Origin of the sequence: Pseudanabaena cinerea FACHB-1277, assembly GCF_014696345.1 — a bacterium.
GTDB classification, from domain to species: domain Bacteria; phylum Cyanobacteriota; class Cyanobacteriia; order Pseudanabaenales; family Pseudanabaenaceae; genus Pseudanabaena; species Pseudanabaena cinerea.
Map to the genome: position 1 here is coordinate 1 of NZ_JACJPY010000113.1, position 10,682 is coordinate 10,682.

At 45.7% G+C, this 10,682-nt stretch carries 10 protein-coding genes; 1 reads left to right on the forward strand and 9 read right to left on the reverse strand.

The genetic code is table 11. The features are described 5' to 3' along the window. Window positions 1-54: 54 nt before the first annotated feature. The 7 genes from menD to H6F44_RS20725 all read right to left on the reverse strand — a co-directional run bounded on the left by menD (window position 55) and on the right by H6F44_RS20725 (window position 8,366). Window positions 55-1,953: a 2-succinyl-5-enolpyruvyl-6-hydroxy-3-cyclohexene-1-carboxylic-acid synthase gene (gene menD, locus H6F44_RS20695; RefSeq protein WP_242016680.1), complete on the reverse strand. Its 1,899-nt coding sequence runs from the start codon at window positions 1,951-1,953 to the stop codon at window positions 55-57. Beyond that, window positions 1,898-2,524, reverse strand: coding sequence for a nucleoside triphosphate pyrophosphatase (locus H6F44_RS20700; protein ID WP_190352985.1), 627 nt, complete (start codon window positions 2,522-2,524; stop codon window positions 1,898-1,900). Before H6F44_RS20700 ends, menD begins: the two co-directional genes overlap by 56 nt. Before the next feature lie 108 nt (window positions 2,525-2,632). Then, window positions 2,633-2,959 carry a PDGLE domain-containing protein gene (locus H6F44_RS20705; protein WP_190352986.1) on the reverse strand — a complete coding sequence of 109 codons (327 nt, stop codon included), beginning with the start codon at window positions 2,957-2,959 and terminating at the stop codon, window positions 2,633-2,635. Window positions 2,960-3,084: 125 nt separating this feature from the next. After that, complete coding sequence (locus tag H6F44_RS20710) at window positions 3,085-4,005, reverse strand: alpha/beta fold hydrolase (protein ID WP_190352987.1); 921 nt, start codon at window positions 4,003-4,005, stop codon at window positions 3,085-3,087. Between the two features lie 12 nt (window positions 4,006-4,017). After that, on the reverse strand, window positions 4,018-4,716 hold the full coding sequence (locus H6F44_RS20715) for a hypothetical protein (protein WP_190352988.1): 699 nt from the start codon (window positions 4,714-4,716) through the stop codon (window positions 4,018-4,020). Window positions 4,717-5,442: 726 nt separating this feature from the next. Continuing rightward, on the reverse strand, window positions 5,443-6,426 hold the full coding sequence (moaA, locus tag H6F44_RS20720; protein ID WP_190352993.1) for a GTP 3',8-cyclase MoaA: 984 nt from the start codon (window positions 6,424-6,426) through the stop codon (window positions 5,443-5,445). Window positions 6,427-6,767: 341 nt separating this feature from the next. Beyond that, on the reverse strand, window positions 6,768-8,366 hold the full coding sequence (locus H6F44_RS20725; RefSeq protein WP_242016681.1) for an AMP-binding protein: 1,599 nt from the start codon (window positions 8,364-8,366) through the stop codon (window positions 6,768-6,770). A gap of 235 nt (window positions 8,367-8,601) precedes the next feature. On the opposite strand from H6F44_RS20725, the gene hemC reads away from it, so the two are divergent. Continuing rightward, window positions 8,602-9,552: a hydroxymethylbilane synthase gene (hemC, locus tag H6F44_RS20730; RefSeq protein ID WP_190352990.1), complete on the forward strand. Its 951-nt coding sequence runs from the start codon at window positions 8,602-8,604 to the stop codon at window positions 9,550-9,552. A gap of 75 nt (window positions 9,553-9,627) precedes the next feature. Here hemC and H6F44_RS20735 read toward each other — a convergent pair whose 3' ends face one another. Continuing rightward, the gene (locus tag H6F44_RS20735; RefSeq protein WP_322096268.1) at window positions 9,628-9,951 is read right to left on the reverse strand and encodes a hypothetical protein; all 324 of its coding nucleotides are present in this window, start codon (window positions 9,949-9,951) and stop codon (window positions 9,628-9,630) included. Then, complete coding sequence (locus tag H6F44_RS20740; protein WP_190352991.1) at window positions 9,926-10,285, reverse strand: hypothetical protein; 360 nt, start codon at window positions 10,283-10,285, stop codon at window positions 9,926-9,928. Before H6F44_RS20740 ends, H6F44_RS20735 begins: the two co-directional genes overlap by 26 nt. Between the last annotated feature and the right edge of the window lie 397 nt (window positions 10,286-10,682).

The following is a 10,682-nucleotide window of genomic DNA, read 5'->3' on the forward strand; positions in this document are numbered from 1 at the left end:
TCTCTTCCCGATTTCGGCGATTTCCTGTCTTGCCTGTCCTGTGGTCTCCTTTTTCTACTTGCATTCTTCCTGCCTCCTAATTACTTTTTCAGCAAGCCCTAAGTAGCACAGTAAAAAGTATGGATCACAAGCATCAATAACTTGCTGCCAAATTTGTAAATGCAGATCCTTGTTGCGTTGGCGATCGCTTTTAATTTCTAATACCTGTGTTCCTTTAGTGGATAGGGAATTCTGCACAGATTCGCGGAAATGTTGCCAATTTTGAATTGAGATGAATTGGCATTCATAGGCTTGGGCGATGGGCGCAAAGTCCAAACCGTGGGCAGTGCCGAAAAATTCTTCAAAGGTATCGGTATATTTGGCAATCGGTAAGAGATTGAAGATGCCGCCGCCATCATTATTGAGCAGAATGATCGTGAGGGAAATATGGTATTTCTTGGCAGCTAATAAGCCATTGAGATCATGATAGAAGGCAAGATCGCCACATATCAGCACCATTCGGCGATCGCGATTTGCCCAAGCCGCCCCCAAAGCGCTGGAGATCGTGCCATCAATGCCATTAGCGCCACGATTGGCCAATACGCGAATGGGGCGATCGCTATGGAAAAAGGTATCGAGGTCGCGGATCGGCGTACTGCTGGCAATAAAAATGTCACAATTAGCGGGTAGAATTTGCGCGAGTTCGGCATAGACCTTGCCATCAAATAGCTCATCAATATCATTTAAGGATTTAGCAATTACTTGGGCGGCGATCGTTTCGGCAAGTTCAAAATCTAGCCGCCATTGCTGACTTTGCCAACCCGCAGGCGCGAACTCTTGCAAGTAATGGGCTAACTGTTCGCAAAAGCTAACGGGATCAACATTGAGGTGCTGGGTCAGCCCATGGGTGGGGTCGCTGTAAATATTGCCAACTAAAATTTGCTGACAGTGAATATGTTGCTCTAGCCAAAGCCGATAGCTCTTAGATGTGGGCATTGCGCCAAAGCGGATCGCCAAATCGGGGATGTGGGTTTTACAAAAATTGGGCGATCGCAAAAAGCTATCATAATGTCCAATTTCATCGCGGCGGTGCGCTCCCGTTGCCTCGATCAAAAGTGGATAGCCCGTAGCCCTTGCCAATTGCCGTACTGCCTCTAAAAATCCCAAAGGCGCATCGTAAACACCCACCACAATCACCCCTTGGGGATGGCTGATAATTTGATTGGCAATATTGGCGATCGCATTGGTATCAAGGGATCGTAGCCCTGCAATGACAGGGCTGTAGGCTGTGCCATTGGGGTTCCCCAATATGGCTTCAGGGCTAGATAGTTGCAAATCTTCAGGAATATCGGTTGGTATGGGAATTGGAGACATGGGATCGGCAAAGGGAAAGTTAAGATGCACTGCCCCTGCGGGGCTTTCACCTGTACCAAGGGCGATGCTCACCGCACGGCTAATCAGCGATCGCAAGTAGCGCAACCGAAACCCAATAATTTCAGGAACCCCCACCTCAAAAAAATAACGGACGTGCTTGCCATAGATATTAATCTGATCGATGGTTTGCCCTGCACCACAGTCACGCAACTCAGGGGGGCGATCGGCAGTCAGCACCACAAGAGGGATGCGGCTGTAATAAGCCTCAATAATCGCAGGGTAATAATTAGCCGCCGCCGTGCCAGAGGTACATAGCAGCACCACAGGCGACATCAGCATTTTTGCCACCCCTAGCGCAAAAAAAGCGCTGGAGCGCTCATCAATATGCACCAAAATCTCTAGGTCATCATGGCGATCGCGTAGTTCGGCAAAGGCAATTACTAGGGGCGTGGAGCGTGACCCTGGGGAAATGCAAATGGTGCGGACACCAGCGCGATAGAGTTCTTCGGCAACAATGCTAGACCAGAGGGTATTACGATTGGCACTATTCATGGGCGATCGCCTCAATCGCCGTTCCCTGATGGCTGAAATGAATGCCATAGCCCAGTTCCCTTAAGAGCTTACGGAAAATCGGCAAACTCAAACCCAAAACATTCGTATGACAGCCTTCAATCTTCTCAATTAACAGCCCTCCCAACTTCTCTAATGTAAAGCAACCCGCACAGCAGAGCGGCTCCCCCGAACTAACATAACTAGCAATTTCCCCATCGGTGGCATCACTAAAATAAACCTTCGTCACCCCATGCGCCATCACCGTGCGTTGACTCTGCATATCGATCAAGCAATGCCCAGTATAGAGTTCGCAATAGTTGCCGCGCATCTTTTGCCATGTGGCGATCGCCACTTGATCCGATGCTGGTTTGCCATAGATCATGCCATTGAGATACATAATCGAATCACAACCGACCACGATCGCCTGCTCCCCCGCAAAATCTGCCGCCACAGCCTTAGCTTTGCACTGCGCCAAGGTCAATACCAAACTCGTGGGATCGCTGACCTGAATTGCCTCTTCATCAAAGTGACTGACTTTGATCGTGGGACAAAATCCTGCATTCTCTAAAATTTTTTTGCGCGTTGGTGAAGCCGAAGCGAGAATAAGGGTTGGATTCATGAAATTGCGTAGTCTTTGGGCAGTATTCGATTATATCAACAAGTATAGGCGGCGCTTTGTGCTGTCTATACTTATCAAAGAGAAGCTTTTGAAGAGTGTCTTTATTGCCTATTTGCTAGGCTTACGGATTACCAGTTTGCCCAAGCCCCATGTCAAACTAAAGGTGAGCAGAGTTCCCATTATTCCCGCTATGCCTGTGGATAGTTTCTCATTGCTAACGGCTTTAAGGGAATATTCATCAAAGATTTGTGCTGTAGGCATATCTTTGGTAATGGGTTTCTCTATGGCTCTGTCGTTAAACTTGAGATCTTCTGCAACCCGATCTAGTCCATCGGGATCTTGACTGGCTAGGGGCGACAAAAAAGCCGCAATGCTCAGGGCGATCGCCAAGCCTACAAACACAAAGATATTGTTAGCGCCAGATTTTTTTGTCATAGCCTATATTTGCTCGCACGGGATTATTAGCTTGTTTGTCATTGTTGTTGTCATTGTAAACTTTGGCGAGAGTTACTTGAAAAAAGTTTTGCATTGCTAGGGATTTCAAAATTCACTTTAGCAATTTATTCTAAAAACATGAAAATTTCTTGAGCCGTCGCCATAGGGCGCTCTAAGTGGGGAACGTGACCACTATTTTCAATCCAAACTAACTTACTTGTAGGGAGCATGTCATGAAATTTGGTTGCGTCCTTAGTACCAAGAATCCGATCGCGATCGCCCCATAGAATCAAGGTGGGTGGCTGGAGATCCTTTAACTGCTCCGCATAGGAGCCGTAACCGCCACTTTTAGTAAAGGAAATCAGGGCTTCACTCCATCGGGGCATTGATAAATGTAGGGAGGCGCAGATCTCAGCATCATTGGTGACAAAGCTAGGGTCGGCATAGGCTTTGAGGCTGACTTCGCGTCTGACTTTAGGGCTGCGTAAAAAATTAGTGGCTACGCGATCAAGGGGATAGATTAAAAATCTGCCCATAGTTGTCCCCGATCGCATCCCCGCACTGCCGATTAAAATTAGTTTCTGGACAATCTGCGGATAGGTCAGGGCAAAATCGATGGCGGCGGCTCCTCCCATTGATGCACCAACTAACACAATCGGGCGGGCGATCGTGGTTTGCCAAAACGCATATAGATGTTCTTTGATCGCATCGGTACTAATGCTAACATCCTGCAATCTTTCGGTCATACCAAATCCAAATAAGTCCATCGCCCAAGTTTGCCGATGGGTAGCCAGTAAGGGCAGGAGGCGGCGAAATTCTAAAAGAGAGCTATCAAATCCATGCAAAAGCAGTAACGGTGCATTTGTCTCACTATCTAGCGAACTGGTGTTTTTGATTGCACCATCACTGACATAGCTAGTTAAAATCAGTTCATTGGTGAAGGTTGTTGCAACTAGACAAAATTGGGTTTTATCGAGAATCGCGATCGAAGTTGGTTCGGTCAGTTGCGATCGCGATCGTAGGACTTCCGTGGGTAAATTTGTCATCGATCCTCTTGATTATAGGCGCATTTTAGTGAGGGCTGCCCCAGTAATGGTGGCATAGAAAGGCGTAAATTCAATAAAGAAAATCAAAATATTGTATAGGCTACCCCTGCCGCGAAAAATTGCCAAGATTGCCACCGCCATAAATGTGGCAAGGGTGACATTTACCATGATCCACCAAGGGGCGCGATGTTTAGTTACTTCCTGTTTTGCGCCATTCCAAATCACGAGACATTGCAAGATTCCTAAGATCAAACCAGCCGTGATCAGCCATAGGGAATTAGTGGCTAATAAGGGCAAGCGATCGCTAAAACTGCTTTCAACAAAAGTACCATCGCTGCCAATTGCAAAACCTGAATGTGGGGTATAGGCTAAACTAGTCGCCGTAAATCCCACCCAAGCCCAGCCCAAAGTACTTGCCAATACCCACCATCCCGATGAACGAATGAGCCTTCTGAGTAAGAAGTACTGCCCTATGCCCACCAATGTACCTGTGACGATCGCCCCCAATATGATGCCCACCGATACAGGACAGTTGAGACTGCCATAGCCCGTGGTACAGATGCCCAAGAGCATCAAGCGATCGCTGAGATAGTAAAATCCAGCTAGACAAGCAGCGATGCCGAGAGGATAACCTACTGCTACACCAACGAGCGTGGCGATTACCCATCGCCACCACAGACCGACAGCAGATAAAGCTTTATTTTTTTGCATTATGTACTTTGACTAAACTTTGCTCTGTGGGAAAACGAATGCCTGTGGAGGAACGGCAAGACTCGCATTTGGTGTAGCAATCACATCCCAACGAGTCAGGAAACTATTGCTGTATGCGGAGCATCAGCATCTGGTAGTTCACATTGTAATTTGTTCGGGCATGGTTTTTACGCAAAAATAACTTGAAACTCACATTAGAATTTGTTTGAAAAGTTTTGATTTCCTTAAATTATCCTTAAAAACGATTTTCTTAATCTTTCTCTCCTCTTTCGTAAGAGCGTGTTTTAAAAGTTTAGCTACCCGTAAATCCCCCTTTTAAGGATGGCTGACGGGGAATCGTTGGTAACTTACGATATTGCCAACAACTTGTGCTTACCCCTTAGCTTTGTAAAGGGGGATTAGGTGGGGGATAAATTAGTGCTTTGAGCTAAAGTCAAGACTTTTAAAAAATCTCTTAGACGGAGAAGAGAATAAAAAATAAGTTTATGTCACTTGCTAAAAAACAATGATTGATGTATTCTACAAATAGACCCATCCTATTCCCCCCCGTGTGGGTCGAGTATCCCCGAAAGGGCAATTATTCCCGAAAGGGGTAAGCGCAAATTAGTAGACCTGAAGCTATCCGCTACACATACGGTATGGTGGCTACTAATGCCGAAGGGATATTTTATATTCCTACAATTGAATAAAATAAAAAAAAGCTCGCGTTGCGAGCTTTTTTGGCTCTTAACCACCAATTTGTGACATGGTGCGGAAGTAACTCTTTTGATCGCCCGTGCCGCGATCGCGTTCTTTAAAATTGATTTCAGCTTTGAGATTTAACAATTCCCGTACCATCATTCTCAACTCGGCAAAACTCTTGCCCTCCCGCAAGGCTGTTTTGAGATCAATCTGTCCAGTTTCGTTGAGTAGGCAGGGGCGCAACAAACCATCGGCAGATAGTCGCACCCGATTACAGCGATCGCAAAAGCATTCTGACATTTGACTAATAAAGCCTAAAGTTCCCTGAGCATTGGGAATTTGAAACACATCGGCAGGACCATTGCCCTTGCAGTTGCTGGGTACAAGACCATAGCGATCGCTGATCCGTTGGCGTAAGTCTGCCGAATCCACCCAGCCCTTATGACTAAATAGGCGATCGTTGCCGATGGGCATAAATTCAATAAAGCGAATATGCCAATCGCGATCGATGCTTAGGGCAGCCAAATTTAAAATTTCATGATCATTGACCTCTGGCACAACCACCACATTTAATTTCAAAGGCGCAAAGCCCACCGCATGAGCCGCCAAAATTCCATCCCAAACCTGTTGCCAAAGATTGCGACCCGTGATCTGTCTAAATACATCACGATCTAAAGAATCCAAACTAATATTAATCCGCCGCAACCCTGCCTCATAGAGTGGTTTTGCCAAATGTGCCAATAGAAAACCATTGGTGGTCATGGAGAGATCCTGCACTCCCGTCAAATTGGCGATCGCGCCGACTAAGTTTACTAATTCCTTTCTTAATAATGGTTCACCACCCGTGAGGCGAAATTTACTAAACCCAAGGGGGATAAATACTTCCTGCACAATACTCACCAATTCCCTATTGGTAAGCATATTGGCACTATGGATATAGTCAATTTCTGAACCTTCGGGCATACAGTAAGTGCAGCGAAAATTGCAGCGATCGATCAAGCTGATCCGCAGATAATCCACATCATTCACCAATTTTGTCCCTATATCTTGCGCTAGTTTAGTTGAGGTATTCATTTCCTAAGCTCCAAATATAGCCTAAAATTTTAGGAAAATTAGCAATCAAATCCGTAAGGTTTTAGAGAGTTAAGTTTATGCTACAAGCTTTGGCGATCAAGAAAGTCTCGCTGTATGAATTAGAAGGCAAGTTCGGGTTGGAGTTGGTTAAAAATCCTAACTTTTTTCGAGAATGGTAGGATGATTTGCCTAATTTAACGATCGCTGAGCGCGACAGATTGCAATTTTTGGGAATACGAGCGGTTAACCATAGCCTATGCGATCGCAGCTTTATATTTTAGCGATTCTCACAGAACTTATACATCAGGTTTCATCAAGATTGATGCCTTTAAAATATGTTTTTGCAATTTACCCATCGCGTTACGTGGTAATGCAGATACTACAAATATCTGTTTGGGACACTTATAGGATGCAAGTTCTTGTTTACAATGCTTGATGATGATTTTTGTGATTTCCGATTGCTCGATCGCGATCGAATCATCTCGCAGAGCGATCGCTGCAACCACCTTTTCGCCAAAATTAGCATGGGGAAGTCCAAACACTGCCGATTCTTTGACTAATTCGTGGCGATCGATCACATTCTCAATTTCTTTAGGATAAACATTAAACCCACAGGTAATGATTAATTCTTTAGCTCGACCCACTAAATACAAGCGACCATTGTCCAAATATCCTAAATCGCCAGTGTGAAACCAGTCATCGGTGAATGCCTCAGCAGTTTGCGCTGGTCTTTGCCAATAACCCCGAAATATATTTTCGCCGCGAATCAAAACCTCACCAATTTGCGAATCACCTGAAGAATGATGATCTGCGTCCTGATTAGCAATGCGAATTTCTACTCCATCTAAAGGGAAGCCGACACTTTTGGGAATGCGAAGTTCGGGCATAATTGGATTAGAAGCATTCATGCCTGTTTCCGTCATGCCATAGCGCTCAAGAATAGGGAAGCCTGTGATCTCGGCAAAATCATGAAATTGGCGATCGCTGAGAGGTGCAGATCCAGATATAAAGATCCGCATCTTGTCTAGATTGGGCTTAGTTTCCCGATTTGCTCCATTGATCAAGAGTTGATAGATGGTTGGCACTGCCATAAACAAGGTGCATTGCTCTGACTCTAACATTTGCCAAGTTTGTTGCGGTTGAAACTTTTCCACCATGATCATGGTTGCCCCCGCATAGAGACTTCCCAAGGCTGCCACATTTAAACCATGCACATGAAACAATGGCAAAACATGGAGTAAGCGATCGCGATCGCTCCATTGCCAAGCCTTGTATAAAGCTTGAGTATTCGCAATCAAATTGCGGTGAGAGAGCATTGCGCCCTTGGGTTGTCCTGTTGTGCCAGAGGTGTAGCAGATCATGGCAATATCATCATCACCAGTGGCATAGTCTAGCTCGAAGCCATCGGGCAGATTCTGCTTAAAGTTGGTAAATAGTGTTGCTAAATCTATGATTGAATCTTGAATATTGGCGGGTTCTCCCAATCCCACGTTCACCAATTTGTGAGTATCATGCAGCAAAACTTTGAGGGCGATTGGAATGTCTTGTAACTGTGAAAAGCGATCGCTAGTGGTGATTAATAAAGCACTGCTCGAATCAGTTAAAAAATAGACAATCTCGGCGGCGCGATAGTCGGGGTTGAGGGGTAAAGCGATCGCCCCGATGGCAAGAATAGCAAAATGCATACATAAAAACTCTACAGACTTAGGCATTAGCACCGCTACGCGATCGCCCCGATGAATGTCAAGGTGTTGCAAAATCGCTGCATAGATCCGCACCTGTCGATCAAAGTCACGGTAAGTCCAAATTTGACCTTCAAAGGCGATCGCCGTTTTATCAGCATATTGCGTGGCGGTTTGAGATAGTAATTGCGCTAAGTTCATGGCTTTATTCATCACTAAGGAGATCATAAACCCAAAATAAGATTGACGGCGTGAAGCATTGCCAATCTTATTTGCGGGTTAACCCCGTAAGAATTCTTTACATATTCTAGAGGGGCGATCGCATCGCAACCGTAGCAAAACCTGTTTGAATAGAGGATGCTGCGTTTGTAGCAATTTAGCAATTTAATATTTATATAAATATTTCCCTTAATTTATTCAAGTTCTTAGCGTTAATCACCTTTGTCCTATGGTTGCATCCTCAACAGTTCGCATTAGTTCTCGCAAAAGTCAGCTGGCACTGGTACAAACGCATTGGGTACAAGCCGAACTCAGCAAAGCCCACCCCGATCGCCAGTTTGATGTCGTTACCATGAGTACACAGGGCGACAAGATCCTTGATGTAGCCCTCGCCAAAATTGGCGATAAAGGCTTATTTACTAAAGAATTAGAAGTTTCAATTTTGGCAAAGGATTCAGACTTTGCAGTGCATAGCCTCAAGGACTTGCCCACCCGTTTACCCGAAGGCTTGATCCTCGGTGCAGTGACTGAGCGTGAAGATCCTGCGGATGCCCTAGTTGTCCATGAAAAACTAAAGGACAAGACCTTAGAGAGCCTGCCTGAAGGGACGGTAGTTGGTACATCTTCATTGCGTCGCCTTGCCCAGTTGCGCCATTACTATCCTCACCTCACTTTCAAGGATGTGCGCGGCAATCTCAACACCCGTCTGCAAAAGCTCGATGCGGGTGAATATGATGCTCTGATTTTGGCGGCAGCAGGTTTGCAGCGTTTAGGTATGGGCGATCGCGTTCACCAAGTGATCGATCCTGAAATCTCACTTCATGCTGTTGGTCAAGGGGCATTGGGCATTGAGTGCCGCGCCGAAGATCCAGATATTCTTGCCCTGTTTGCGCCGATTATTCATTATCCCACCACACAGCGCTGCTTAGCAGAACGGGCATTTTTGCGTGAGCTAGAGGGCGGCTGCCAAGTGCCGATTGGTGTGAATACTGCCATTGATGGCGATCGCCTCACCCTCAAAGGTATTGTGGCAAGTCTCGATGGCAAGACCCTAGTAAGAGGTGAAGTGACGGGCGATCTCAGCAATCCTGAAGCGATCGGGGCAGAACTTGCCGACGATCTCAAGTCCAAGGGCGCTCAAGATATTCTCAACAAGATATTCGCTGAAGTCCGCGCTTAGGGAAATGCCAAAGAGCATTGCAAGGTTTTTTAAGTAAAGAAACGGCTTAGCCATTTCTTTACTTAGTATCGATGCTCAGCATCTTTCTTTTGCCTTTTCATAAGCCAAATCATGCTCAGCAAAACTAATCACCTGCACCCGTTTCGGCGTAGGTGACTCATACACGCGATACACCAAACGAAAGCTAACACCGTTATAGTCAATCTCCAAGGCACGATAATGCCGCAAATCGCCCCGCAAATCATGGCTAGGTACTCCCTGCGTTTGCACTGGATCGATCGCCAAAACAAACTGATATTTAGCAAGATCATTCTGTAGAAACTCAGGCAACAGAGGCAAATCTTCAACACCCACTAGCGGATGTAACGTAACCCTATACTTCGGCTTTTTTGTAACCACGCTTCACCAACCATTCATTTAAAGCCTCTGCATCGATCTCATCATCCTCATGGACAACCGTGATCCATTGGGATTCGTCATCCTCATCCGCTAAACGGGCGATCGCCTTTGCCTCCGCCGACTGGGGCGCAAGCTCCGCACCCAACGCTTGGTAAACCTGCCATTTTTGTTCCTTGGGCAAAGTTTGAATCAGCGTTAGCAAACTCGCAAACGATACTTGAGCGTTAATAGACAACAAAGCCGACTCATGGGACGGTTCAATCACTTGCTCAATCACTTGAGCCTCAACTTGTTCAGTTTGTTCAGTACTAACGGGCTTTTCAATTACTTGCATAGATTTAACACTCCAATAATTGCTCCAACTCTCGCACCTCAGCCGCTATAAAAGATTCTAGCTTGAGCCGTCCCGTCGTTATCTTTGACAAGGCGATCGCTATTTCAATCGAGATATTTTAACTTGAAAATTTAAGCTAATATTGTTGCAATTCCTGACGCGAAGATATTGTCGCCGCTATGTCCTATAGGGTTGATTGACGGCATGGGTGTAGAGATTAGTTTTGATGGTTATTTGCGATCGCTTGTCAGCAAAAAAGATGTGCGATTACAGGATAGTTATGCTCAAACCGATGCCTGACGGGGCGACAAAAGATATGGGAAGTATGAGTAGATGGGGATTTGAGGATTTAAGATAAAAAAGATAGGTCAAGTCATAGTAAGTATGACCTATCTAG

What these genes read in the sequence shown, in the direction of transcription:
- H6F44_RS20740 (WP_190352991.1), bottom strand. Translation starts at nt 10,285, where the DNA reads ATGCAAGTAATTGAAAAGCCCGTTAGTACTGAACAAACTGAACAAGTT.
- H6F44_RS20715 (WP_190352988.1), bottom strand. Translation starts at nt 4,716, where the DNA reads ATGCAAAAAAATAAAGCTTTATCTGCTGTCGGTCTGTGGTGGCGATGG.
- H6F44_RS20700 (WP_190352985.1), bottom strand. Translation starts at nt 2,524, where the DNA reads ATGAATCCAACCCTTATTCTCGCTTCGGCTTCACCAACGCGCAAAAAA.
- H6F44_RS20725 (WP_242016681.1), bottom strand. Translation starts at nt 8,366, where the DNA reads ATGAATAAAGCCATGAACTTAGCGCAATTACTATCTCAAACCGCCACG.
- H6F44_RS20710 (WP_190352987.1), bottom strand. Translation starts at nt 4,005, where the DNA reads ATGACAAATTTACCCACGGAAGTCCTACGATCGCGATCGCAACTGACC.
- menD (WP_242016680.1), bottom strand. Translation starts at nt 1,953, where the DNA reads ATGGCATTCATTTCAGCCATCAGGGAACGGCGATTGAGGCGATCGCCC.
- H6F44_RS20705 (WP_190352986.1), bottom strand. Translation starts at nt 2,959, where the DNA reads ATGACAAAAAAATCTGGCGCTAACAATATCTTTGTGTTTGTAGGCTTG.
- hemC (WP_190352990.1), top strand. Translation starts at nt 8,602, where the DNA reads ATGGTTGCATCCTCAACAGTTCGCATTAGTTCTCGCAAAAGTCAGCTG.